The organism is Njordella calcicola (assembly GCF_056494125.1).
Genome location: NZ_CM151396.1, coordinates 6,334,056 through 6,358,801 on the forward strand (window position 1 = coordinate 6,334,056; position 24,746 = coordinate 6,358,801).

Genomic DNA, 24,746 nt, shown 5'->3' on the forward strand with positions numbered 1-24,746 from the left:
TTGACGACGTTGTATGGCTGGAACCGATTGACTGAAATTTGGAGCTACGAGAACTTTACCAGTGAGTAAGTTTCAGTGCCGAAGCCCTTCGCGAAGAAGGCTCGCATTACTATTGACGATCGCTCGGACAGCCGCATGCTGGCTAAACTCGCAGCTTTTCCAGGCAAAATGAAGCGATTTTTCTTAAAAATCTGGTCAGGCAGGCGGTTTTCGGACCAAACGTGTCAATCAAAATGACTTAATAGACAGCGGACTGAATAAAATCAGAGTTCCAGTCGTTTCGTCATTCCAGGCCCACTGGGCCCACCCGTTCATGCAGCTCACTTGGCTTACATCGTTCTTTGAAAATAGCCCCATCATCGGCTTGCTGCGCGCAAAGCACGCGCCGTTGATTATCGACTTCTTGTACCGCGAATTCAAAGCTGGCGGTGCGGTGGTTCGCGGCATGTTTGAGCTGACCGAATCGCTGCGGCGTTACCTGGATCATCTGCATGAATCGCAACCGGACGTTTTACTGGACTCGCCCGAGAACTATTTAGCCGATTGGTGCAGTGCCAAGAAGCGATACCTACGGCGGTTCCTGGATGCGGCACGCGATGAACCGCTGTATGAACTTACATCGGCGACCGAAGACGTACTCACTTTCATTGATGAATTATCGCGTCGGGACCATCGCTTCGTTGGTACCGAATCACGCTTGCGACGCATCATCGATACTTTGAACGATCTCGCCTTGGGAGCATCGGCGGATGTCGAGCGTCGCTTGGAACATTTGCGGGCTCAAAAGCAAGCTATCGATTTGCAGATTGCAGAGATTGAATCTGCGGGTGCGGTCACTACCTATAACCCAACTGCGATTCGGGAGCGATTCACCGATGCGCTTTCGGACTTGGTGAATCTGCAAGGAGATTTTCGCGCGGTCGAAGAATCATTCAAGGACATCACACGCGAAGTTCAAAAGCGGCAGCTTTCCACCGATCTTACGCGTGGGCAGATCTTAGGCGAGGCCTTGGACGCCGAAGATGGGCTCAAGGGTGAAGACCAAGGCATCAGCTTTGACGAGTTCGCGAGGCTGATCCTGTCGCCTTCGCGGCAAGAGCATGTCGAACAGATCATTGCACGTGTGGCCGAGATCGAAGTACTGGCTGGCGAACGTGAAGGGCTGAAGAGAATCCGCGACATGGTCCCAGCACTTACCGCCGAAGCTCGCAAGGTGCTGCGGACGTACCAAAGCCTTTCCACCACGTTACGGCGACTGCTTGATCGCGATGTAAGATCAGAGCGACAACGGCTTACGCAGCTATTAAGCGACATCCGTACGATAGCGGTTAAACTCGCCGATGACCCCAATCGCGATTCTTTAGTTGAGCTCTACATTGAAACCGAACTGGACATTGCGTTACCTACGGAGCGACCATTCTGGCTGCCTCCCAACGAGTTTAATACGGTCGATTTGAAGGAGCATTTGGCCGATGATCACGATCGCGTCCTGGCCTTCACTGATCTTGCTCTCCTCAAGACGATTGATTGGCAAGCGTTGCGGACGAAAATTGCCAACGCTGTTGAGAACTCGCAAGAGGCGACTTTGGCGGAAATACTAGATCGCGATGAAATGCAATACGACGCCGTCGAGGTCTTGGGTTTAATCCAAATTGCACACGAAGACGGCTGCGAGATCAACCATGCTTGCGTAGAAGAAGTTGTAGTGAAACATGCCGACGGAAGCATATCGACGCTTGCTATCCCACGTGTTGTCTTTCGTGCCAATGCAAAAGCAGCCGACGTGCAGACAACTTCACATTGACGATGAATGAACCGTTTTATTAACAATCGATTGATTACCCTATACGATGAGTGACTTTTACGAAGACCAAGAACCTCGCGCGACCAAGCCGGAAAGCTTAGCGGCCATCCGACTGCTACAAGGGGTGGTTTATAGCGATGAGCCGCAGCCGTGGAGCCAGATTCTCACTTATCGCAGCGACCTAGAAGACTACTTTGCGCGTATTGGATTGTCTTTGATCGTCGACGAAGCGGACGGTTTCGCTTACTTACGGCAATGGACCGACGAAGAACGGGATGCGATTGGCGGCAACTTGCCACGTTTATTTCGCCGAACGCCGCTGACCTATGATGTCACGCTTTTGTGTATCCTCCTGCGGGATGAAATGCGACGCTGGGAAGATGAAGACCTAGATAATGGTCGTTGTACCGTAACGCTCGATGCTTTGCATGAGATCTGGAAATCGATGCAACCTACTTCGCAAGATGATGTCCAAACTCGCAAGTCGTTGGAGGCAACCATGAAGAAGCTGGAAGCGATGGCGTTCGTGCAAAAATTTGGCGGCGAAGGCGAATACGAAGTCCGTCGCATCATCAAAGCGCGATTGCCGCTAGAGAAACTGGACTTGATGCTCCAGCAGATGCGTGCCTATCTCGACAAGAATCAAGCCCAAGACCGTATCGTCACTCAATCACAAGGAAGCGAAGTGCTATGAACGATCATTTGGAATTACGTAGCGAACGGCCCGGCATTCGGCTCCATCGAATCGAAATGTATAACTGGGGCACCTTTGACAGCAGCGATGGCGGAATCTATATCGCGAGACCAGAAGGCCGCACGACATTGTTGGTGGGGCGGAACGGAGCTGGAAAGTCGACTCTGGTGGATGCGTTGCTGACGTTGCTAGTCCCCAATGGAATTCGCAATTACAACGTTGCGGCTGGCGCAAAGAAGACCGAGCGCACCGAACGCACTTACGTGCAAGGCGCTTGCGACCAACAGTTGGGAGCCGATGATGCGCAAGTTCGAAAGCTGTATTTACGCAGCGGGAATCAATTCTACAGCGTCATTCTGGCGTACTTCTTCGACGAGAATGTGCACAGCGGATTTACGTTGGCACAAGTGTTGTATCCACGCGGCGATGGCTCTATCGACAAGGTCTTTGCTATCGGGGAAGGTGACAAATCGATTGCCAACGACTTGCAAGGACTGACCAAATCCGAGGGGCTGTTAGCCACGCTCAAGTCCCGTGGGTTCCGAGCTACTAAGACCTTTACCGAATACCACGAATGGTTTCTGCGCCGTACCGGTGTCAAGCCACTGGCGATGGATATGTTCAATCAAACGGTAGCCGTCAAAGACATCCGCAGCTTGAATGCCTTTATTCGCAGCCACATGCTGGAGTCTACTGGCAGCAAGGAACGTGTTCAAAAGCTGATTGAGCATTTCTCGGAATTGCGAGCTGCGCATCGACAACTCGTCAAGATCCGAACTCAGCATGATCTTCTGGTGCCTATTGAACGGCACGGGCAAGAATACCAACAACATCAAGACCAACTGACGCAGGCTGAGCGATTATCCATCGCGGCAGATGCCTTCTTTCGAAACCAGACCGTTCAACTTGCGTTGCCCAAGTTGGCGATCTGTCAGGAGCAGCGACTGGCTCAAGAGGCTCGTCGCGATGAACTAGGCAACCGCGCTAAACAAGCGAATCTTGAAGCACGCCAAGTCCAGAACGATATCGATGTGGCAGGCGGAGAACGCCTCAGAATGATCCCCAACCTACTTCAGGTTGAAGCGACAAACTTTAAGCACAAAGATGAACGACGCAAAGAGTTTTTGTCCGGCGTCCAAGGTGTCCGGTTGGATCAGACCCGTTTGAAAGAGGCCGAATCGATCGCTAGCCGCAATGGATTTGACTTGTTACGCCAAGCGATCTTGCAACGGCAAATGCTGATTTCCCAGCAGTGGAAATCAAGTAACGATGACCGTGATTTGCTGGTGATTGAACGCGGCCACCTGCTTTCTAAAAAGCGAGAATTGGAAGACGAGCTAGAAGTGCTCTCACGCCGTCGCACGAACTTGCCTGGCTGGTTAGCCAGATTGCGGACTCAACTGTGCGAAGACTTGGACCTGAACGAAGAGGACCTACTTTTTGCTGCTGAGCTCATCGCAGTGCGAGATGATCAACAAGACTGGGAATCATCGATTGAGATGGTCTTAAACGGATTTGCAAAGACTTTGCTCGTACCAGATCGCTTATACCGACGCGTAAGTACATATATTGAACAAACGCGGCTCGTCGATCGCGCTAAACGAACCAGCCATAGTCAAGGCGAAGGACTCAAGCTGGTCTACTGGCGTGTGGGGGCTCCCGTCGATGCCTCAGAAAATGGTGATCGCTTACACAGTCGGTCGTTGATTCGAAAGCTTCAATTCCGCGAAGGCCATGACCTTACTTCTTGGGTTAAGGATCATTTGCAAGCTCGATTTGACTATCGTTGTTGCGAAACCATGGAGGAGTTTCGCGAAGCTCCACGTTTGGCAGTGACAATCAATCGCCACAGCAAAGTAGGCGATTCACGGCACGAGAAAGACGATCGAGATAGAACGCTGGACCCTAGAAATTATGTTTTGGGGTGGAATAACCAAGCTAAAAAACGTCGTTTGGCGGATGCGATCGCAAATCTCCACATGCAAATCGAGGCCTTGAACCAGCAAATCCTCGTGCTGGATGACCAAGCCCGAATGCTGAGCGCTGAATCGAGCGTCATTGACCGATGCCTATTGGTGCAAACGTTCGATGAAATTGATTCTGGGACGCATGCTCGTACGATCGAAGAGCTGAATCGCGAAAAGGCGGCCTTGGAATCAGCCAACGATAAAGTCAAAGTCTTGAAAGAAAAGCTCGCGACTCTGGAAAAAGAAATCGAGACGCTGAATCAACAGCGAGACGAAGTCGTCCTGATCTTGGGCGTGCTGAACAAAGAGTATGGAGATGGCCAACGGTTACTGGAAAATGCGAGGTTGAAGATCGCGCAATGGAAAGCCGAACGTCGTTGGGATGCATTTGAAGCAGTCTTTGCTGAAGTGGAACAAGCGCTGGGAGAGGAATCGCTGGTCTTTGACGAATTGTTTGATCGCGAAAGAGAATTTCAATCCGAAGTCACCTTGCGGATCGAACGTTTGCGTAAAGTCATCGCACCTGTGGCGGAACGGTTAACCCGCGCGATGGGGGACTATCTGAAGAAATGTCAAGAAGAACGTGACGATTTGGATTCGTCGTTGGCGTCGCTACTCAGCTTTATGTCAAAGCTTGAACTGATTCGTCGCGAAGGTCTGCCGCAACATGAGCAACGCTTCAAAGATCGCCTCAACGATACCGTTTCCAAAGAAATGGGACTGTTCAATAGTAGCCTGATGCAAGAAGGTCGACACATTCAAACCAAGATCGATGAATTGAACGAAGCGCTGCGAGAGTTGCCTTACAATTCTGGTACTTTCATGCGATTGGATATGCGACATGTCAAAAACGCTGAGATCAGTGAATTCAAAAACGCCCTGCGGTCGTGCCTGGATAATAGCTTTGACAATTCGCCCAATGCGAATGAAGCTCGCTTTCTGAGGATCGAAAAATTGATCAGTCGATTGAGCGAAGATTCGACTTGGCGAGATCGCGTGATTGACGTTCGAAGGTGGTACGATTTCGGCGCTTGTGAGATTGATATCGAAACCGGCGAGCAACGCAGTTACTACGAAGACAGCAGTGGCCAGTCCGGCGGTGAAAAAGCGAGACTTGCATTTACAATTTTGGTTGCCGCGATCGCTTATCAATACGACCTAGACCTCACAGGTCGCGATAATGGTGGCTTTCATTTTGTCGTTGTCGATGAAATGTTTTCGAAGATCGATGATCGGTTTGCTGTCTATGCATTGAAGCTTTTTGAGCGGTTTGGATTACAGTTGCTGATTGTAGCGCCGCTGGACGCAAAAGCCCGCGTCACCGAACCATACGTACAACACTACTTGCAAGTCTTGAAAGATGAGAAGTCGTATCGGTCACAACTGGTGAACATGACCGCGCGTGAGTATGAAGAGGTGCTTGCGAAAGCAGGCCAAGTGCCTTCAGCAGAACTGATCGGCACTGGCCCACGACGAAAAGCACCAAAGTAGACTTTGTTAAAGACATACAGAATATAGCCGACCATGGCCAGCAAGACTCGTTTGTCTTTTAGCCCGCCAAGCGATGTTCGCGATCGGGAGCAAGCGCTTCACTGGCCACTGGGCTGTATCGGTATTGCATCAGATAAGCGTCTTCGGTGGTGTCTTCGTAGAAATCGCGAAGGACGCTGATAGCGCGAAAGCCGATGGAACGGAAAAACAGTTGCGCGTGCAAATTGCTTTCGCGCACTTCCAACATGATCCGATTACGGCGTTGGAATGCTAGTTTCGCTATGAGTTTGTCAATCATTGTGCGTCCGACGCCGTGGCGTCGAAAGTCTTGATGGACAGCGAAATTCAGAACATGCAAACGATTCTTGTGCAGTTCGTAAATCATGAAGCCGACAATTTCTTCGTTACGTTCGGCAACCATTCCAATGCAGTTGCGTTGACGCAGACAACGTATAAAATCGTCCTCGCTCCAAGCGAACTCAAAACTCTGTCGCTCGATTTCCAAGACCGATTGCATGTCTCGGCGAATCATCCAACGGATCTGAACGCTTGCTTTGCTTTGATCAACTTTTGGCATCACTGGCTCCTTCCTGGCCTCACTTTTCTGTCGCCTCTCGATGGGCGGTCCGCTAAGGTAGCAAAGAGAAGAATTCGAACCAAGATCGAAACTGAAAAACGATTCGACTCATTTATTTGCTTGCTTAGAAAGTTTAACGTCGACGACGCTCCCGCTTCATGAATAATCCGAACGAAAAACAAGACCAACTCGATCAATATGACTACGATTTGCCTAAGGATTTGATTGCACAATATCCTTCCGAGCAACGCGTGGCCTCACGCATGTTGGTAATCCATCGTCAATCTGGCGCTATGGAACATTGCCAAGTTCGGGATTTTCCGCAATTTGTCCAGCCCGGGGACTCCGTGGTGGTAAATGACACCAAAGTCATTCCCGCGAGGCTGATCGGCTTTCGCACGCAAACCAAAGGCCGTTGGGAAGGCTTGTACTTGCGCTATGATGCAGAAACGGGTGTCGCGGATTTACTCTGCAAGACGCGTGGCTCAATGGCAGTCGGCGAATCCGTTACCGTGCGTGACCGCGAAGGCCGCGAGGTCCAGCAATTGGTGCTGGTCGCCAAGGGAGAAGGTGGGCATGCCTTCTATCGGGCTCAGCCTGTCTGCGATTGGATGGAGCTGCTACTGCGTTGCGGACGCGTTCCACTGCCACCATACATCCGTGGCGGGACGATGGTGGAAGACGATATCGATCGCTACCAGACCGTCTATGCTCGCCGTCCTGGTTCAGTTGCAGCGCCGACCGCTGGTCTCCACTTTACTCCCGATTTAGTGAATGCAGTGCGTGGGGCTGGCGCGGCGTTCCTTGCAGCTACGCTGCATGTCGGCATTGGAACCTTTCGCCCGATTCAATCCAACGACCTAACCCAACACCAAATGCACAGCGAATGGTGCGAGCTGACCGAGCCAGTCGTCAAACGACTGCAAGCCACCCGCAGCGAGGGAGGACGTATCGTTGCCGTCGGCACCACCACCGTTCGCACGCTTGAGAGTGTCGCATCCAAAAACAATGGCCACCTAGTTCCCTGGCAAGGAGAAACCGACCTCTTCATTCGTCCAGGTTACCAATTCCAAGCGACCGATGCGATCTTCACCAACTTCCACTTACCCAAAAGCTCTTTGTTGGTCATGATCAGCGCCTTTGCATCCCGCGACTTGATCATGGATGCCTATCGCGTCGCGATTGAGCAGAAGTATCGATTCTATTCCTACGGCGATTGTATGCTGATCCTGTAAAGCGGAACTCATGCAAGCAATCTATGCCCACGGATTTTGCCATTCCTGCCAGTGGTCCAGATAAAGCTGGTAGGCGGGATGGTCGGCGGCCTGTTCCTCCAGCATCGTTTTCGCCGCAGCAACCAGCGTCGCTTCGCGATTGAGATCGATCAATCCCATGAGCAGCGAGATCCTCAAGAACACAAAATAAGTGTCCAGCACATCGCAGCGACAGTATTCACTGATCTCTCCTAGCTTGCCTTCGCGATAAAGCTGCTGCACCATATCACCTTGGACATCCATCTTGCCCGGCTTGTTGATGAGCATCGCGGCCAAGTTCAAACCACCACGGAACCAAGTGCTGCCAAAGTTCGTTAGCACTTCATGCAAATCGATATGCGAAGCCAAGTTATAGCGGTTTCGATTCTGCTGGAAGGACTTTTCAAAGAGATTGAACCATGCTGGGACGCTGATTCCATATCGATATGCCGCCAGTTCCAATAAGGGTAAATCAAATCCACGGCCGTTGAACGTAATAAACGTTGGGCGTTGGTACGCTTCCCATCCAGTCCAAAAATGTTTGGCGATCACATGCGGACGGTAGTGCGGTTGATCCAACGATACGATCTCTGCCAGTGACAAATCCTCGCGGACTTTGGCAACCACAACCGCTACCGGTATGTGATAAGTGTGCGGGACGAATTCGCTGCCTGATTTCTGTAGAAGCTCTTGTTGAAATTTCTGCATCGCCACAGGGCCCGACAAACCTTCGCCAGGATAGCGGCTGGCAGCAATTAAATCGGCGTCTGCAACGCTCTCTACATCGAATATCAGATACTTCACTTTTTCTCGGTTTGCCATGATCTTCCTATGGTAACTATTTCCATCGCGGCCAACAGCCTACCTCCCATTTCAAAGGTCAGACTCCTTCACACTTTTGCCACTCTCTTCAAACATTTGGCAATCCGCTCGGCGGCCATTTCGATCTCGGAAAGTGTGGTGAATTCCGACAGTGAAAATCGTAACGCTGATTGTACGATATTTTCATCCAGCCCCATGGCCAGTAGGACATGAGATGGAGTAGCTGAACCACTTTCGCAAGCCGACCCAGTGCTGCACGCAATCCCCACTAAATCAAACGCCATTTGCAAAGCTTGCCTGGAATGAGGCGGGAATGCCACGCAGGAAGTATTTACCAAGCGATCAGACTGGTGCCCGATGATGTGGATGCTCAAGCTTTGCGAATTGCAGACTTCTGACAGTAACGATTCAAAGCGGTCTCGCAAGCTACGCATTCGATCAAGCCTAGCGGGATCCTCGGCCACCCGCGCTACCGCCTGCGCAAACCCCACCGGCAGCATGACTGACTCCGTGCCTGAACGAACTGCCGCTTGCTGCAAACCGCCCACAATCTGCGGTTCAAACGGAACAGACGCGCGATGCACCAAAGCCCCGATTCCCACCGGTCCGTGCACTTTATGAGCACAAAGTGTCATGGAGTCAGCCTGGTAGGCTTGGAAATCGATCGGCAGCTTTCCCAAACACTGCACAGCGTCGACATGGAAGCGAACTTCGGCGCGTCGGCACAACTGGCCCACTTGCATCACCGGTTGCAGCACGCCCGTTTCGTTGTTGGCCCCCATGACTGCGACCAACGCCGCAGGTTCCGAGCTTACGCGAGACAATCGATCTGTGAGCCACGCAAGGTCAATCACGCCCGATGACAAACTGGGGATGTATTCAACGCGACGACCGCGTTGATGTGCCAGTTCTGCGGCAGCAAGAACACTCGGATGTTCGATGGAACTGACCATGATCGAGCCAGCAATCGAATCCGGGACACCGAGCACCGCCAAGTTGTTTGCTTCGGTGCCACCAGAACAATACAGCAATCGATCGGCCGTCATCCCTTGTCGACGCGCATGTACGGCAGTGAGAATCACGTCGCTTGCTCGTTCAAGGCACTTGCGAGCGTCACGCCCGAAACGATGTTGGCTGGCGGGATTGGCCAGCGGCATTCGCGCCGTCTTGGCCATCACTTCAATGACATTTTCAGCACAGAAGGTAGTAGCGTTGTTGTCCAAATAGATGGGTGCGTGATTCATGAAAACGGTCTTGAGAAACGTTATCTACAGTTTGGTTTGCCGTTTGCTTTAATGAACTGTTGGCATTTTTTGATCACAGTTTCAGGTAGGCTGCTACAACGCAGGCAAAATAGGAGGTTTGCGTCGTGAAAACAAACACACGGATGGTCAATTCTTCAAAATCAATTGTAAAAGATTCAAGCCGAAGGCGGTCCAGGACTCGCAAGACAAAAACGTACTGGGCTGAGATCGGATTCATCTTGCTGGCAATCTTATTTCTAAAACCGCATCTTGCCCAGAATGTTATCGCGTCAATTTTGACGCCTTCTTCCCAAACGGCAGTTCCGTAAGATAGCTCAATCACGATGATTTTTCACCGTGAAATCAAGGTTTTGCGATACTATGTTGTCAAGCGTGGAACTATGTTGAAAGTAGCTGTGCTGTGAGCGATGTTGCGTAAATCAATGTGCATTTCGCAGTCGGCTTGATTTTTCGGTCCTGCAGGTGCAACGAAGTGGAATCCAATCGATCAGAGTTCTTGCGCCGCTTGGCGAGCTTCAACGAGCGATTGTTGTTGCACTCTTTTATGGTCGCTGCCTTACCGGCCTGGATCGTTTTGTGTGCTTGGTACTTGGCAATGCAATCCGCTCTCGCGGATATCCTGTCGCATACCATACTGCACGTTTTTGTCGCCACCGTCGGTGTCATTCTCGCGGCACTGATCGCCTACCTCTTCCGTCGCAAAGAGCACACGAGATACGCTTGGCAGAGGCGTCTCATTTTGTTGTGTATTCCCGCCTGCGCGATGCTCCTGATAATTAAGCCCTGGGAATTGATTGCCTGGCTCGCACCCGAAACTTCCGACCAAGCCACCAAAATACTGGTTTGGAATGCGTACTTAATGAATGATGATTATCCAGGCGTTGAGCAACTCATTCGCAAACACGATCCAGATGTTGTTGCGATCATCGAATGCAACGATGAACTCGGAAGATGGCTTACTCCGTTGCGCGGCGAATATGCAACGGAATTGTGGGGCGCACAGTGGCGATCGCAAAGCATGGTGATACTCACCAAATTCCCTGATGCTCAACTGCGGTTTGAAAACGTCCACGGCATGAATACCGCTTCGATCCGCTTTACACCCAAGGGTTCTTCGCAACCACACCAATTGTATGTCGTTCACACCTTTTCACCCGATCTCTCCAGCAATCGAGTGCGCACGCGCAACCAGCAACTTTTACAGATCGCTTCATTGGCCCGTCAGCACCGCGACGAACCAGTGTTGGTGATGGGAGATTTTAATACCAGCCCGTGGTCGCGAGTCTTCCGACGGATGTTATCGGTAGGCGAACTTGAGGACACGCGAGCATACCGTGGTTACTTTTCCACTTGGCCATCCTTCTTCTACAATCTCGGCATTCCAATCGATCATGCACTGGCCAACCAGCATGTGCGTGTGCTGCGTCGCTGCGTATTGGAAGAATCGGTCGGTTCAGATCATCGACCAGTCCTACTGCAAATCCAATAGTTTTTGACCGCTCAGCAAGGCTCAGAGTTTGTACTCAGTTTCGCCACACTCGACAAACCGCCTTCGCGCTGCGGGCATAGCCCGTTTGAGACCAATCTTGACGAGTCGTATAAAACCGTTCGCCTGATGGTCGATGGATGTACTCGTAAAGTGGCGTTGAAGTGAGTGGAACAGTTTGGGCATCTTCAGGTAACGCGTAAAAGAGACACACGCCCGAAGAGGCAGTATCACCTACATCTAGGACACCATCCTTCCAAAATACTGCAACGCAGTCCTCCTTCGGACGTGCCAAAGCAAAGAACACCGCGGGCTGTCCATCGGGCAGGGGTGCGAACGGAGGACCAGATACAAAGTTCGACGTTTCGTAGAAAGGCACGGGCAAATTCAGCTCGGAACGCGACAAATCGAGACGATACATGATCTGATTGTAGTCGTACCTCGGCGTCGCCCGGAGATTCCCCGAAAATGTGTGGGTGTATGTTCCCTCAAAATAAATAGTGCGTCCACCATCCTCGTCAAAGAACGGATGTTGCTTCGGGTTGTAAAAAGTGTACTGGTTATGAGTCACAATCTTGCGAGCATAACGCCAAGGCCCTGCAGGTGCATCCGCTTCCGCAAACCAGACTTCTCCCAGCATTGAAGTCTCTCCATTTAGTTCAACGGCTATTAGGATCCATCGTTTGCGATATTCGTTCCAGTACACTGAGCCGCTGTGTGCATGAATTAACCTTCCGGAATCAACGTCCTGCAAAACGAATAATTCCTCTTCTGGCGTCATAGCTCCCGCCTGAATCAACAATTTTTGATCGGCCTGCGAAAGAGTTGGCGTGTTCGCTTTCCATGCGTACCGGAGTTTTCCTTCTTCATCCCGATCAAGCTGTTGATCTACTGCGCGAGTGCCCTCCTTTAAACAGGTAAATCCTTCATAACGGCTAGGATCCACAAAAGCCTCGGCATTTGCCTCAACTCTGGTAAGTGGCAGGGGGTTGGCAAAGTAAACATAAGTAAGGTCTTCCTCGCGTTGCAAGAATGTATGCGTCTGCGGGTCAAGAAAGACTGGCGGTCTTTCATCAAACGCAACAATTTGGTCAAACTGCCGGGATTCATCGTTCCAGACAACGAAGCCCCATCGGTAAGCCTCCATCTGGTTGCGTATTTTCACATACCCCGCATAAATGCCTTCTCGATTCTCATGATCCGATAGCACGGTAACTGCACTAATCCATGTCGGCCCTTCGCCTGGCATTTCTGCCATCGCACGAACGCTCTTACGATCGTCGACAAAGTAGTCCAGTTGCACGCCTACACTGGGAGCAAGTCCACCGTCGCTAGGTAGCAAAGACGTCGCTCCAGTGATATGCATATTGCCACTTAAAGGATAGTGCGGGCGAGATGTATCCCCCCAAAACCAATGAATCTTGCCTTGGTAAACTGCCGTCATTACGCTGTCGCAACCAAGCACCTGGGCATCTAAGAGCGGAGCTGCGATGGGAACTTCGCGACCCAGCAGAACCGTATCCAAATAAGTACCGCTGCCCGTGACGCGATACAGACGCTCGGCAATGTTCAGCGACTGCAGCTTGAGAACCCCTTTGCCTCCAGGCTCGATTTGAAACGCCTTTCCTTGCAGTCCGAAACCATCTTTCGGAAACTGATAGCCATGACTGCGTACTGAAAAGTAAACTAGCTGGCCCATTAAATCGGGAGCTGCGATAGCCGCGACGCCATGACTATCAGTGACAAAGGTTATATGGTTAATCGTTTCCAATTCAACCAAAGGTATTCCCCGACCAGTTGTTGCATCGATTACTTCAATGGCAAACAAAGATTGCTCCTGCCCAAGAACTGGAGAGCAGACTTTAATCGCCAGAGAAAGAGCAACATAAACGCTTGCGGTAACCGCGAGTAATATTTTTGTCATGGCGAGACTAAAACTGGGGAAAAAGAAGGTGCATGCCTAAGTATACACTTTCAGTTACCCGATTATTTCAGAAACCCCCAAGCTTTACGGGCCGCGAGAATCTCTGCTTGCTTGTCTGCTGGCAGTGGTCGCAACTCGCCAATGGATTTCGCGAGTAACAGCGTTCGACAATAAGCATCCAGCACCTCGGTCCACCAATACGCGTGTTCCAACTCCAGCGCGTAACTAACCGTACCATGGTTTGCCAAGATCAATGCATTTGCGGCGTGCACATATGGCGCGACTGACTCAGCAAAAGCCTGCGTTCCCGGCGTCTCATAGGGAGTGATTACCACCTCGCCAAGAAACATTTCGACCTCAGGCGATATCCAACGCGGCAACGCTTGATGAGTAAATGCAAATGCGGTCGCATGCGGCGGGTGACAGTGGACTACGCTGCGCACTTCCGGACGGTGTCGGTAGATCGATAGATGCAGCAACGCTTCACTGCTGCGTCGCTTTGAACCATGCACGTGATGACCGTCGAGGTCGATGGTGACGATATCTTCTGGACACAACAAACCTTTGGAGTGCATGGTTGGGGTACACAACACGTGCTGGTCGCTAATACGCACGGAAATATTACCGTCGTTGCCCGCCGCGAACCCCTTGGCATATAGCCGCGCGCCGACATCACACATCTGTTGTTTGATTGATTCAACTTGAAGAGTTAGATCCATAAAAGCTCGCCGTTCGCATCGTGGTGGTGTCGTCGATGAAGTAAGTTTCAATCAACGTTTGAGCTGGACCTAGCGGACCGGCTCCAAACCCAAAGCGCGTCGCAGAGCTCCAATCTGCCCAGCATGAATCATTTCATGCATAGGGCAGAAAAGAATCGCACCTAACTTGCGAGCGTATCCAGCGTATGGCATTTCGCTGGGTTCCCATAATGTGCCTGCGTCCAAGTTGGGCACGACCTGCATCGACTCTTGGTAGACGCGGCTCATCGCGTCCAGCAGAGCTTCGCGGCTATAGGACTGCAGAGACACTTCCGCTGGATTGGTCCCTTTGGAAAACCTTTTACGGAAAGGGCCCGGCATAAGCTGTGTGTCAATTTCCGCTCGACCACGCTGCCGAAATAGCAGCAGCCCATACTGGGCAACGGTCAAATGGCCAACTTGCCAAGCGATGTTGGAAACGCAACCAACCGGAATGGTGAACCAGTATTCGGCCGGCGTACTCTCTAACAGCCCCAAAACATACTCTCGAGCAAACTTCACCTGCTCAAGGCAACTGTCCCGCGCTGCCAAGATTTGCTCAGGCGTTAATTCCAATGGACTAGTCAAGTTAAAATCACCTACGTAACAGAAGGAAGCGGCGTTAAACCATCGAAGTTGGGCCTTGCTTGCAGGCCCCGTTACGAATTGTAGGCAAATTCCGCTTTTGCGTCCTTAGGGCTACGGAACGAAACAATCGAGCCATGTATTTGCCGCAAAAAGTAAAAAGTGCAGTTCGTAAAACCGAAAAAAAGCAACACGCACCACCCTTAGCTGCTATGCTAACGCACACCTTATTGCCCTTGGGGCGTCAACAATGTGGCATCAAAGCACTTTCCAAGTTGTCCAAATTAGTTCTCACTACTTTGTAATCATGGACTGGATTTTGATGCTTACAGATTAGTAAATCCCAATAGTAACAAGGTTGGTTGAAGGTTGGAATCAAACGGCGGTTCATTCCAGCAGGTAACCAAGTTTAGGATCGTGCGGTAAAAACGACAGGTCAGGCTGAATCAAGAAGGCATCGGCTAGAACGCTCTGCCAGAATAGTCTTGGCCTCGAATTATCGCTCGGAGTTTAGTCCATCCAATCGCGTGGGCAACGGCTGTGCCAACACAGAACATGCCCCAGACTGATCCACGAACGAAAAGACGCCATGAATTCAGTGACGCCACTCGACAAATCGATTCTTTATTTGGTTAGCGAGAATCCGCAGGCAATCGAACTGATCCGTAGAATCGCAGCCTCGATCAACGCTGATCCACAAGTTGTTCCAGATGTGGATGCTTTGCGAAGACGGATGCGTGACAGCCAACCGGCTTGCATCGTCAGCCCTTATCGCGAAGACGACTTGGAGGCCCAAAAACTAGTCGACAGCCTGTTCGCTCAGCGCATGGAAGTCCCCGTGATTGTTTTGACCCGTGGGCTGAGTGTTGAGTCGGCCGTCAGCATCATGGAGCAGGGGGCCTTTAAAGTGGTAACCAAAGACTTCGAGCCCTATGTGCTTCGCAAGTGGATCCAGCAAGCGATCAGCTACGACCGCATTCGACTTTCCATGCAGCAGGTCTACCAGCAAACCAATGCTGCGCTGGAGCGTCTGAGTGGTCGACAACTTGAAGTACTCAAAGAAATCATCGACGGCAAACCAACCAAAACCATTGCGATGGATTTCAAGTTGTCGCAGCGGATGATCGAGAAAGAACGATCGACCATCCTGGATGCCTTTGGCGTGCACTCCACGGCCGAGGTAACGCTGAAAATTGGCGAATACCGCGTCTTGAAGGAGATGCTAAAGCGATTCGATCCACCTCATGCCCAACCGCCTCGAATGCACCATCACTTGGAACTTAAACCAAAACCGCTCGATCTATTCCTAGAACGATTTGGCGAGCTTTAGCATGGCAAGGATGGCATCTGCGGTCTCTTCACCCTTGTTTCCAACAGCACCACCCGCGCGAGCTTGAGCTTGCTCCAACGTGTTGACCGTCAACAGGCCAAATCCAACGGGCTTGTTAAACCGCAGGCTCAACTCCATCAATGCGGTTGAAACTGTGCGATTGATATGTTCGTCGTGTGAAGTTTCGCCTTTGATCACGCAACCAAATGCCAACACGGCTTGCAGGGAAGTCTGCTTAAGAACCAACTGAACTGCCAGTGGCAATTCCCAAGCGCCTGGCACATGCATGACGTGGATTTGCGATTTGGCAATCCCAGCTTTCGTCAATGTTGCGATTGCGCCATCGACCAGCTTGTGCGTAATGGTCGAATTGTAGTCGGAGACAACGATGCCAATTGAACTATCGGCCAGCGATGCATGCTGACCAGCGAAATCGCGACTGTCAGTCGATTTTGAATGGTTCTTGCCCACGAGTTATTCCAAATCCTTTAAGTTTATGAGGAACTCGGCGTTGTTCGCTGTCTTGCGTAGACGATTGGTCAGGGAAAGCATCGCTTCATCGTCCGACACTTGATTCAACGAACGTCGAAGGATCGACAGTCGCCGCATTTCTTCCTCGCTGAACAACATTTCTTCGCGACGTGTGCCACTGGCAGAGATGTTTATCGACGGCCAAATTCGCTGATCAACTAAACGCCGATCAAGGACAATTTCCATATTGCCCGTCCCTTTGAACTCCTCGAAAATCACTTCGTCCATCCGGCTGCCGGTATCGACCAAGGCGGTTGCCAAAATGGTCAACGAGCCGCCTTCTTCCACCTTGCGTGCATAACCAAAGAATGCTTTCGGGCGCTGCAGTGCGTTAGCGTCGACACCACCGCTTAATAACTTGCCACTGGAAGGACACTCACTGTTGAACGCTCGAGCCAAACGCGTGATCGAATCCAGAAAGACAACGACATCGACGCCATGCTCGACTAGCCGTTTGGCTTTCTCCATCACCATCGTTGCAACTTGAACGTGCCGAGCCGCCGGTTCATCGAACGTACTGGAGATGACTTCGCAATTGGGACCGCGAACTTCGCGTTGCATATCGGTGACTTCTTCGGGACGTTCATCGATCAACAGCATCATGACGTAAGCTTCCGGGTAGTTCTTCAATACTGCCCGCGCCATCTTCTGCATCAAGATCGTCTTGCCGGCTCGCGGCGGCGACACTATCAACCCACGCTGCCCAAAGCCAATCGGACAGATCAAGTCCACCACCCGCGTTTCCACGATCTGCGGTTCGGTTTCTAAACTAATACGACGGTTGGGATGCAGTGGCGTTAGCGATTCAAACGGCTTGCGATTCCGATGGACATTGGGGTCCTCGTGATTGATCGCTTCCACACGCAACAGTGCAAAATATCGCTCGTTTTCTTTGGGTGGTCGAATCTGCCCCGAAACAGTGATCCCTGTCTCCAAGTTGAAGCGACGAATCTGAGACGGCGAGACATAGATATCATCGGGACACGAGAGATACTGTGTCAGCGGACTACGCAGAAATCCGAATCCGTCCGGCAAAATCTCCAGCGTGCCTTCGCCAAACATTAAACCATCTCGGCGAACCTGCTCGCGCATGATGGCAAAGACCAACTGCTGCTTGCTGGCTTCCCCGTTCAACGGCACTTCCAACTCGCCTGCGATGCCCCGCAAATCGTCGATTGGCAACCGCTGCAGATCCAACAATTTGTGCTTGCGATCGCTCTGGCCACCGATCGCTGCGGAAGCTTCCGCATCATCGATCCGTTGCGTTCGCTCACGCTCCGGCGACTTGTCGCGAGCAATTTGCTCAGCCAGCGAGGCCGGGTTGCGGTCACTGTCTAGCTCGCGAATGCGGCGCTGCATCGCCGCTGTCTCTTTGGGCGTGAGGCCCGCCGGATGACGCTTGTCGATTGCGGATGATACTTTTGGGCGCTGTGCACCGTCTTGCCCGGTAGTCACACCAGGACCAGGTTCAGAATTGTTCGAATTCATAGTGGAAGAGTTGCATCGAGGAGGCGATTTTGGGGGGATGAGGGAGAACTATATTCGCCAGCAAGACGGCAGAGTGTGCCTTTTCGTCGGCTTATTGCTATCTTGGTTGTGGGCCAACCAAACAATCAGTTCAATCGTCATTGATTAAGCTGGTCATCGGTTGAGAGGAGGCGGGGTATCAATGTAAGAGCCAATTTAATTTCGGCAAGATCCATCCTGGAGCGTCCTACAGCAACTATCATAGACCGAGCGGGTAGCCCCGAGCAATTCGAATCAAGTTTTCTTCATGAATTATCCAGAAAATCTTACTTTATACGACTGTATTGTGGTCGGCGGCGGGCTCGCTGGATTGACCGCCGCTCGCCACTTACATCAAGCTAGAAAACGCGTTTTGCTTCTGGAATGCCAGCCACAAGTGGGCGGTCGCGTACAAACCGATATGGTTGACGGTTTCTTGCTGGACCACGGCTTTCAGGTCTATCTAACCGCCTACCCGACCGCTAGCAGCCAACTGGATTTGACCAGCCTGCGATTGGGCCTGTTTGATAGCGGTGCCTTAGTGCGCATCAACGGCTCTTTCCACCGACTAAGCGACCCCTGGCGAAACCCGAAGGCCGCACTCGCGACTGCGTTTTCACCGGTTGGAACGCTCAGCGATAAATTGCGAGTCGGCCGCCTACGCCAAAGCGTCCTAGCCTTACCGCCAGAACTGCTCTTGCAACAATTCACAGACCAGTCTGCTTCGGATTATCTCCGACAATCTGGATTCTCCCCACAAATGATCGAACGGTTCTTCCGTCCATTCTTCGGTGGAATTTTTTTGGACCGCGAGCTTCGCATTTCCGCCGCGATGCTACGCTACTTGTTTCGCATGTTTTCGCTAGGCTTTGCCGCGCTGCCCGAGCAGGGCATGAACGCGATTCCGCAACAAATTGCCGCGGGTATTCCTGCCGACCGAATACGCACAGGAACCACCGTGACAGCCGTCACCTCGCGCTCGGTGAGCTTGGCCGATGGCAATGTACTGCAAGCTCGCAACGTTATCTTGGCGGTTGAAGCTCCCGCCGCAGCACGACTGCTGGCCATTGAAAAGCCGAACACCTTTCGTTCCACGGTTTGCCTGTATTTTGCTTGTACCGCCGCGCCCACGGGCCAGCCAATCTTGATGCTCAATGGCGACCAGCCTCACTTGCCAATCAATTCCGTAGCGGTGCTTTCGCATGCCCAGCCCGCTTACGCCCCCGCTGGACAACATCTCGTCAGCGTCAGTTGTATTGACCACTGCGACCAAGACTTGGATCAGTTGCTGCCCATAGTCCTTGACCAGTTAAACTCTTGGTACGGCCAGCAGGTCAGGCGATGGCGATTCCTTCGAGCCTACTACGTTCCAACCGGCTTGCCCGCTCAGACGCCCAACTCTGGCCCTAAAACCGACGTCTGGCAAGGAGTGGTACTGGCGGGCGATTACTGGAAAACGGGCAGCATCGAAGGTGCCATCGAAAGTGGCCTGGCCGCTGCGGGCACGGTTCTGCAGCGATAGTTGGTCCCAACTTGGCGTTTTGTGGTTATAATTCGACACATCGATTTGGAAGTGATCTGCGTGGACGATGTTTGTGCGTCATTGCTTTTCCCCCTGTGAGTAAGATTGAATATGAAAGCTGTAACGCTAGTAATTATCGCAGCCGCTGTGCTGATTCTGGGTACCGTGGTCGTGGTGCTGGGTCTGCTGTGGCAAATGTTCTCGCTATGGATCCGCGCCAAACTCACTCGAGCAAATGTCTCGCTGTGGGATTTGATTGGCATGAAGTTTCGCCGCGTCGACGCCGACACCATTGTCCGCAGCAAGATCACCGCTATCCAAGCCGGGCTGGATGATCCTGAAATGAGTACCCGCGCTTTGGAAGCTCACTATCTGGCTCGCGGTAATGTGCCTCAAGTCATTCGCGCCCTGATTGCCGCCCGCAAGAGCAAAAAGATCGATCTCTCATTCATCGAAGCCGCTGCCATCGACCTTGCTGGTCGCGACGTCTTGGAAGCTGTTAAAACAAGCGTCTATCCCAAGGTCATCGACTGCCCCCCCAAAGGCTCGAACCCACAAACACTGGACGCCATCGCCAAAGACGGCATTCAGTTGAAAGTGAAAGCTCGAGTGACCGTCCGCGCGAACTTGCATCGCTTGATTGGCGGTGCCACAGAAGAAACCATTGTGGCTCGTGTCGGCCAAGGTATCGTGTCGGCCATCGGCTCGGCCGCTCATAGCGAAGTGCTCGAAAATCCAGACATGATCTCCAAGACAGTACTCGCCTCGCGACTGGATGATCAAACCGCTTTCGAAATCGTCTCGATCGATATTGCCGACATCGACGTTGGCGATAACGTCGGTGCTCGAATTCAAGCGGATCGCGCGGAAGCCGATACACGCGTCGCAAGAGCAAACGCTGAACGCAGACGCGCCGAAGCGGTGGCTGCAGAACAAGAAATGATCGCTCGGATCGAACAAAGCCGAGCTGCTGTGGTGGAAGCAGAAGCCGATATCCCACGCGCCTTTGCCGATGCCTTACACAAAAAGAACCTTCGCATCGATGAGTACTACAAATTGAAAAACATCCTCGCCGATACCGAAATGCGTCAATCGATTGCGGGCACCAACCCCAACGTCCGATCCAGTGCCACTAGACCCGTTGCGTGATCGTTACACAACACGCGACTACCCAAGTAGCTTGAATCCGTCAGCAAACGAGTGGTAAAACCATGGCCGAAAATTTAGAAGACTTCCTCCGACGCGCTGCTGAACGCAGGCAACAGCGAAACAAGCAAAAGGAAGCTCCGCAACCTATGCGCCCGGTGGAACCGCCCCCCCCTCTACAGCGTCAACGCGAAAACATCGCTCCACCAGCCCGCCCCGTTGCCAAGCAGTCACCTCCCGCCAACCCTCAGTCACGCTTAAAGTCATCCATCAAACCGCGCCCGTCGCTGGCACAGAACCCAGCCGCAGCCGATGACCAAATGCAGTCGCACTTGCAAGATACGTTTGGCCACAACGTTGGACGACTCGATAGCCAACGCGCTCGCAAACCCGGCCCTGTTACGCGTTCCCCGAAACCAAACTTGGAACCGCCTCAAATCGTTTCCGGCGATGAATCAGACCAAAAACCGTTGGCCGAACAAGTCCTCGAGGCTTTTCGAGACCCCAACGCCACCAAACTCGCTTTTATCGCTTCTGAAATCTTTAAACGCCGCTTCTAAGCTAACCGCCATCGGACCTTTTAATCGGATTCAATGAATCCCAGGTGATGCTGGGAGTGTCGCAAATGGAAACCAATCCATTCCGACCGATTAAGAGGTCCCAAGACTGGATGCGGCGGGAATGGCCCCTCGTGCTTTGCAAAGCGATCGATCGCGAGGAGCAGTCGCTGATACTGCTCAGCACAATCGACCCCATCAGGCGGCGCCAGCTTGGATGCGATAGCAAGTGGGATCGGCAACCAAGGCGGGAATTTGAAGCGTGTTACAAACATGCGGAACGGCCGAATCTGCATCGATTCAACCCTGCAATCTCGCACGCCGCAACGGAAGCTTCTTGAGCCAGCGTGGCAGCAAATGCTTATCGTGTAAAAGCAAGTCCGCTCTTGCCGGTCGATTCGCCCGCTTTGAATTTTGTTACAGCGAGAATCGCTAAGGTGAAGCGTGCCAGCGAAGGCACTCCTTCTGGTGTCACCCACGCGTATCGTCCATTATAGTGACCGACATACGCGGCACACTTGGGAACCTCTTTGCGGCTGCCGATAAGAAACCAGCCGGGCTCCGGAACGTCGCTTAACAACAACTCTATCGGAATGCCATCAGACTGACCACCTTGTTTGGACGGCCCTTTCGAGTCCGATTCGCCGTTAGACTCTGATTCTCGATAAGAGGATATTCGTGCCTTCACGAACTGCTCCGATAGTCCGTCACTTGCGACGGACGGTGAATCGGAATCCGAATCGCTTCCAGACTTTTCGACCGATTCTGGATTGCGACGAATGTATTCAACCACCAGACTATTGGGCAATGGCGGCAGTCCCATCGCCACGCGATACATGTCTTGCAAGGTCTTTAGATCGGCAGGATCCGAGATAGCATCGGTTCCCCATTGTTCGGTAATCTGACGAGATGCCGCCGGACCAAACTGCTCAACGCCAACATCAGCCCCACGCAAGATCGTCAAGCCACCCGCACCGCCCCATCCGACTTCGTCGTTGATCTGGACCACACCGTCTTTCAATCGCACGTGACAAGGTAGGGCATCTGGATAACACGAGAACATCGCAATGTTCATCAGCACCGTGCGATATTCGATCTCCATAACTGACGCGGCCGTCAATGAAGTGCTACGTGCTAACTGACGGTGCGTGCAGCCAACGGCCAGCAGGCTGGCGACGATCAAGCTAACCGAGAATTTCATCACGGACAACGGGTGTTCCTCGCTGCGCACATAGCACCCAAACAAAAGTTCCTACTGCAATTAACTTCGCATTTCCAACCCGCTGACTTTAACGATTATTCCAACTAGCAAGAACATTCCGCGAACGATATCCATCAGGCTCACGAAACTCGGCTTACCACATACTATTGCAATCGCAGCGACACTACCTAAGTCATCTGGTTTTTCCGATAGCGAGAAAGACCTATACGGACAGCTTGCCTCCGCTCGGCTTCAAACTCCGCTACCAATAGCAGCAGACGGCCCATCGCCGAGCTGTCGCAAATCCACCACCTCTCGATGCAAGCTGCGTTGGTCACGCTTTTTTGGGTAGTGTGGACGCTTCTGGTGCGACTTCCTTCAAATTCGCGGGGACTTCGGCCGAGACCGCGCCTGAGGCCCAAGCCAAACCGCCAATCAACAACGATTCAAAGATTGGATTGGTCCACACATCTTCACGGTGCCCCATCGATGTATAAAACACACGGCCTTTCTCATGACGTCTCGCCCAAGTCGCTGGGTATGGCGGGCGTTCATAATCAAAGTCACTCATGCCCATCGTTTCTTGCAACAAGATCACGTGCATATCCGTCGCAAAATTGCGCAACGAATACCATTCCTCATTCAGCGTAAAGGATGTGCCGACGCCATCAGCACCAGGAAAGTTTGGACTAGTCAGCTTCATTAGCGAAGGTTGCTGACGACCGTGCCCCGAAAACTCACCACCGATCATCTGAATGTATGGGTCAGGTTCCGCTTGATTTTCCCAAGGATTGCCGGGGGTATGGAACGTATCCGAAGCACAATGACTGCCCACAAACCCCTTGCCATCCGCAATCGCTTTCAGCAAATTCGCTTTCCCTTGCTTGCTCATCGCAGGCTCACGCTCCAAATTATTGACACGCGTGCTAGTCAAATCTCCGGTGGTATAAAAAAAGTAGCAATCAAAGTTCTGATAGTCGTTGTCAAAGACCGTGCCGTCTTTGGTGATCATCACTTCAAATCCATACTTCTTGGCAAAATTGGACACCAAACGCTCGGCAAAGGCCGGAGCATCATTCTGCCTGCGCACCACATCATGCTCGAAGCCTGCACTCTTGGTGAAGAACAGTATCTTCTTACCATTAAGCGTTTCTAAAGTGATATCGCTGGCAGCTTGCTGCGCTAGCGACAATCGGGACAGAGCCAGCAGCGTGGCTAACGAGACAGAACCGCTGGCCAACAACGTACGACGGTCAAGATGCGAGCGCGACATAATAATGATCTCTTGCGGGGGAGTTAAGGTGAGGCATAAACATTGAAGCTTATTCTAATCCACCGCGCAACAACCTGCGAGCCAATGTGTGGAAAGACCACACCAAGTTTCGCTACAGACGAAAGGAAACACGTAAGCCATCGTAGGCCATGCGAATATGGGGCGGCAACATATCATTGGTCAAATCGTAATCCAATTCATGCGACGTATGAGTTAAATAAGTCATACGTGGCTGCAAACGATCGACCAACTCGGCCGCTTGGCTAATGCACAGATGCGTGGGGTGGGGTCGTTGCCGAAGCGCACCCAAAATCAGCACGTCCAAATCTTGCAAGTACGACAAACTGCTTTCGTAAACTTCCGTCAAATCGGTGCAATACGCCAGAGATCCAACGCGAAACCCAAGTACATCGAATCGGGGACCGTGGCGCAATTGAATCGGTTGAATCCGTTGCCCCAACGCCTCAAAGGCTTGAGGTCCAATCCGCGTGAACTCCAATCGGGGAGTGCTGCCGGGGTGGGTTTCCGCAATGGTGGTAAAAGCGTAATCAAAGACTTTGCGAATTCGATCTTCGACTTTTTGCTCACAATACAATGGAACAGGATGGCCTAATTGAAAAGGGAACAGTCGCAGGTCATCCAAGCCATGCAAGTGGTCCGCATGTTCGTGGGTATAGAGGACAGCGTCAACGCGGTCGAGACCTTGCGCTAGAAGCTGCAGTCGTAGTTCGGGGGAAGTATCCACCAATAGGTTACCACCGGGCAACCGAAAAAGTACAGAAGACCTAGTGCGTTGGTTCCTGACTTTCCCACCGCAGCAGACCTCGCATTTGCATCCCAAAACGGGTACGCCAACACTGGTTCCCGTCCCCAGAAAAACAAGTTCTCCTGAATTGGTGTTGGAAGCAATTTCCCTCAAGCTGTCCAAAAACGCTGCCTCATAAAGGTCCAAGCAAAGAAGTAGACTTCAGATGTGACCACAATAAGCGTCCGTGTGAAGTTGAACAAGCCCAAGCCAACGATCCACCGGCGAGCTGGGTGGGATTGCTAATGCCCCCGGATTGCCCGGGAGATA

At 52.0% G+C, this 24,746-nt stretch carries 22 protein-coding genes; 9 read left to right on the top strand and 13 right to left on the bottom strand.

Translation table 11 applies throughout. From position 1 onward, the window contains the following. Nucleotides 1–313: 313 nt before the first annotated feature. The 3 genes from SH302x_RS24485 to SH302x_RS24495 are packed head-to-tail and all read left to right on the top strand — an operon-like array spanning nt 314 to nt 5,956. Nucleotides 314–1,804 (top strand): DUF3375 family protein, encoded by a 1,491-nt coding sequence (locus tag SH302x_RS24485; protein WP_479365539.1) that lies wholly within the window; start codon nt 314–316, stop codon nt 1,802–1,804. Between the two features lie 46 nt (nt 1,805–1,850). Then, entirely contained in the window at nt 1,851–2,498 is a 648-nt protein-coding gene (locus SH302x_RS24490) for a DUF4194 domain-containing protein (protein ID WP_479365541.1), read from the top strand. Further along, on the top strand, nt 2,495–5,956 hold the full coding sequence (locus SH302x_RS24495) for an ATP-binding protein (protein ID WP_479365542.1): 3,462 nt from the start codon (nt 2,495–2,497) through the stop codon (nt 5,954–5,956). Before SH302x_RS24490 ends, SH302x_RS24495 begins: the two co-directional genes overlap by 4 nt. Before the next feature lie 58 nt (nt 5,957–6,014). On the opposite strand, the gene rimI is transcribed toward SH302x_RS24495, so the two are convergent. Next, on the bottom strand, nt 6,015–6,533 hold the full coding sequence (gene rimI, locus SH302x_RS24500; RefSeq protein WP_479365544.1) for a ribosomal protein S18-alanine N-acetyltransferase: 519 nt from the start codon (nt 6,531–6,533) through the stop codon (nt 6,015–6,017). A gap of 158 nt (nt 6,534–6,691) precedes the next feature. Here rimI and queA point away from each other — a divergent pair, with 158 nt between their 5' ends. Continuing rightward, on the top strand, nt 6,692–7,768 hold the full coding sequence (gene queA, locus SH302x_RS24505; RefSeq protein ID WP_479365546.1) for a tRNA preQ1(34) S-adenosylmethionine ribosyltransferase-isomerase QueA: 1,077 nt from the start codon (nt 6,692–6,694) through the stop codon (nt 7,766–7,768). Between the two features lie 21 nt (nt 7,769–7,789). On the opposite strand, the gene SH302x_RS24510 is transcribed toward queA, so the two are convergent. From SH302x_RS24510 to SH302x_RS24520, 3 genes are all read right to left on the bottom strand, one after another. Continuing rightward, nucleotides 7,790–8,608 (bottom strand): 3'-5' exonuclease, encoded by an 819-nt coding sequence (locus SH302x_RS24510; protein WP_479365547.1) that lies wholly within the window; start codon nt 8,606–8,608, stop codon nt 7,790–7,792. A gap of 68 nt (nt 8,609–8,676) precedes the next feature. Next, nucleotides 8,677–9,852: a cysteine desulfurase family protein gene (locus SH302x_RS24515; RefSeq protein WP_479365549.1), complete on the bottom strand. Its 1,176-nt coding sequence runs from the start codon at nt 9,850–9,852 to the stop codon at nt 8,677–8,679. Between the two features lie 73 nt (nt 9,853–9,925). Beyond that, a complete protein-coding gene (locus tag SH302x_RS24520; RefSeq protein ID WP_479365550.1) occupies nt 9,926–10,195 on the bottom strand; it encodes a hypothetical protein in 270 nt (89 codons plus the stop codon). A 150-nt stretch (nt 10,196–10,345) separates the two neighbouring features. Here SH302x_RS24520 and SH302x_RS24525 point away from each other — a divergent pair, with 150 nt between their 5' ends. Continuing rightward, complete coding sequence (locus tag SH302x_RS24525; protein WP_479365551.1) at nt 10,346–11,362, top strand: endonuclease/exonuclease/phosphatase family protein; 1,017 nt, start codon at nt 10,346–10,348, stop codon at nt 11,360–11,362. A gap of 34 nt (nt 11,363–11,396) precedes the next feature. Here the strand turns inward: SH302x_RS24525 and SH302x_RS24530 are convergent, their stop codons facing one another. The 3 genes from SH302x_RS24530 to SH302x_RS24540 form a co-directional block, all read right to left on the bottom strand. Further along, nucleotides 11,397–13,283 (bottom strand): glycoside hydrolase family 183 protein, encoded by a 1,887-nt coding sequence (locus SH302x_RS24530; protein ID WP_479365552.1) that lies wholly within the window; start codon nt 13,281–13,283, stop codon nt 11,397–11,399. A 62-nt stretch (nt 13,284–13,345) separates the two neighbouring features. Continuing rightward, complete coding sequence (locus tag SH302x_RS24535) at nt 13,346–14,002, bottom strand: class II aldolase/adducin family protein (protein ID WP_479365553.1); 657 nt, start codon at nt 14,000–14,002, stop codon at nt 13,346–13,348. Nucleotides 14,003–14,071: 69 nt separating this feature from the next. Continuing rightward, nucleotides 14,072–14,608: a DinB family protein gene (locus SH302x_RS24540; RefSeq protein WP_479365555.1), complete on the bottom strand. Its 537-nt coding sequence runs from the start codon at nt 14,606–14,608 to the stop codon at nt 14,072–14,074. Nucleotides 14,609–15,194: 586 nt separating this feature from the next. Between SH302x_RS24540 and SH302x_RS24545 the strand changes: the two genes are divergently transcribed. After that, nucleotides 15,195–15,935: a response regulator transcription factor gene (locus SH302x_RS24545; RefSeq protein WP_479365556.1), complete on the top strand. Its 741-nt coding sequence runs from the start codon at nt 15,195–15,197 to the stop codon at nt 15,933–15,935. Here the strand turns inward: SH302x_RS24545 and ribH are convergent. Both ribH and rho read right to left on the bottom strand, forming a co-directional pair. Continuing rightward, entirely contained in the window at nt 15,912–16,406 is a 495-nt protein-coding gene (ribH, locus tag SH302x_RS24550) for a 6,7-dimethyl-8-ribityllumazine synthase (RefSeq protein ID WP_479365557.1), read from the bottom strand. The two genes, SH302x_RS24545 and ribH, sit on opposite strands and share 24 nt — an antisense overlap. A gap of 3 nt (nt 16,407–16,409) precedes the next feature. Further along, a complete protein-coding gene (gene rho, locus SH302x_RS24555) occupies nt 16,410–17,825 on the bottom strand; it encodes a transcription termination factor Rho (protein WP_479369313.1) in 1,416 nt (471 codons plus the stop codon). 415 nt (nt 17,826–18,240) lie between these two features. Here rho and SH302x_RS24560 point away from each other — a divergent pair, with 415 nt between their 5' ends. The 3 genes from SH302x_RS24560 to SH302x_RS24570 all read left to right on the top strand — a co-directional run bounded on the left by SH302x_RS24560 (nt 18,241) and on the right by SH302x_RS24570 (nt 21,200). Beyond that, a complete protein-coding gene (locus SH302x_RS24560; protein WP_479365559.1) occupies nt 18,241–19,494 on the top strand; it encodes a protoporphyrinogen/coproporphyrinogen oxidase in 1,254 nt (417 codons plus the stop codon). Between the two features lie 111 nt (nt 19,495–19,605). Beyond that, nucleotides 19,606–20,643, top strand: a complete 1,038-nt coding sequence (gene floA, locus SH302x_RS24565; RefSeq protein ID WP_479365560.1) for a flotillin-like protein FloA — start codon at nt 19,606–19,608, stop codon at nt 20,641–20,643. Between the two features lie 62 nt (nt 20,644–20,705). Next, nucleotides 20,706–21,200 carry a hypothetical protein gene (locus tag SH302x_RS24570; RefSeq protein ID WP_479365562.1) on the top strand — a complete coding sequence of 165 codons (495 nt, stop codon included), beginning with the start codon at nt 20,706–20,708 and terminating at the stop codon, nt 21,198–21,200. 20 nt (nt 21,201–21,220) lie between these two features. Here the strand turns inward: SH302x_RS24570 and SH302x_RS24575 are convergent, their stop codons facing one another. From SH302x_RS24575 to SH302x_RS24590, 4 genes are all read right to left on the bottom strand, one after another. Beyond that, the gene (locus tag SH302x_RS24575) at nt 21,221–21,493 is read right to left on the bottom strand and encodes a DUF1569 domain-containing protein (RefSeq protein WP_479365563.1); all 273 of its coding nucleotides are present in this window, start codon (nt 21,491–21,493) and stop codon (nt 21,221–21,223) included. Nucleotides 21,494–21,558: 65 nt separating this feature from the next. Then, a complete protein-coding gene (locus SH302x_RS24580) occupies nt 21,559–22,398 on the bottom strand; it encodes a hypothetical protein (RefSeq protein ID WP_479365564.1) in 840 nt (279 codons plus the stop codon). 334 nt (nt 22,399–22,732) lie between these two features. After that, nucleotides 22,733–23,671 (bottom strand): ThuA domain-containing protein, encoded by a 939-nt coding sequence (locus SH302x_RS24585; RefSeq protein WP_479365565.1) that lies wholly within the window; start codon nt 23,669–23,671, stop codon nt 22,733–22,735. A 112-nt stretch (nt 23,672–23,783) separates the two neighbouring features. Further along, nucleotides 23,784–24,599, bottom strand: a complete 816-nt coding sequence (locus SH302x_RS24590) for an MBL fold metallo-hydrolase (protein WP_479365567.1) — start codon at nt 24,597–24,599, stop codon at nt 23,784–23,786. Between the last annotated feature and the right edge of the window lie 147 nt (nt 24,600–24,746).

Excerpts from the sequence above, each read along its gene's own strand:
- rimI (WP_479365544.1), bottom strand. The coding sequence starts at position 6,533 with ATGCCAAAAGTTGATCAAAGCAAAGCAAGCGTTCAGATCCGTTGGATG.
- SH302x_RS24490 (WP_479365541.1), top strand. The coding sequence starts at position 1,851 with ATGAGTGACTTTTACGAAGACCAAGAACCTCGCGCGACCAAGCCGGAA.
- SH302x_RS24575 (WP_479365563.1), bottom strand. The coding sequence starts at position 21,493 with ATGCAGATTCGGCCGTTCCGCATGTTTGTAACACGCTTCAAATTCCCG.
- SH302x_RS24580 (WP_479365564.1), bottom strand. The coding sequence starts at position 22,398 with ATGAAATTCTCGGTTAGCTTGATCGTCGCCAGCCTGCTGGCCGTTGGC.
- SH302x_RS24545 (WP_479365556.1), top strand. The coding sequence starts at position 15,195 with ATGAATTCAGTGACGCCACTCGACAAATCGATTCTTTATTTGGTTAGC.
- SH302x_RS24495 (WP_479365542.1), top strand. The coding sequence starts at position 2,495 with ATGAACGATCATTTGGAATTACGTAGCGAACGGCCCGGCATTCGGCTC.
- SH302x_RS24585 (WP_479365565.1), bottom strand. The coding sequence starts at position 23,671 with ATGTCGCGCTCGCATCTTGACCGTCGTACGTTGTTGGCCAGCGGTTCT.
- SH302x_RS24560 (WP_479365559.1), top strand. The coding sequence starts at position 18,241 with ATGAATTATCCAGAAAATCTTACTTTATACGACTGTATTGTGGTCGGC.
- queA (WP_479365546.1), top strand. The coding sequence starts at position 6,692 with ATGAATAATCCGAACGAAAAACAAGACCAACTCGATCAATATGACTAC.
- SH302x_RS24530 (WP_479365552.1), bottom strand. The coding sequence starts at position 13,283 with ATGACAAAAATATTACTCGCGGTTACCGCAAGCGTTTATGTTGCTCTT.
- SH302x_RS24485 (WP_479365539.1), top strand. The coding sequence starts at position 314 with ATGCAGCTCACTTGGCTTACATCGTTCTTTGAAAATAGCCCCATCATC.
- floA (WP_479365560.1), top strand. The coding sequence starts at position 19,606 with ATGAAAGCTGTAACGCTAGTAATTATCGCAGCCGCTGTGCTGATTCTG.
- rho (WP_479369313.1), bottom strand. The coding sequence starts at position 17,825 with ATGCAGCGCCGCATTCGCGAGCTAGACAGTGACCGCAACCCGGCCTCG.
- SH302x_RS24535 (WP_479365553.1), bottom strand. The coding sequence starts at position 14,002 with ATGGATCTAACTCTTCAAGTTGAATCAATCAAACAACAGATGTGTGAT.
- SH302x_RS24510 (WP_479365547.1), bottom strand. The coding sequence starts at position 8,608 with ATGGCAAACCGAGAAAAAGTGAAGTATCTGATATTCGATGTAGAGAGC.
- SH302x_RS24515 (WP_479365549.1), bottom strand. The coding sequence starts at position 9,852 with ATGAATCACGCACCCATCTATTTGGACAACAACGCTACTACCTTCTGT.
- SH302x_RS24570 (WP_479365562.1), top strand. The coding sequence starts at position 20,706 with ATGGCCGAAAATTTAGAAGACTTCCTCCGACGCGCTGCTGAACGCAGG.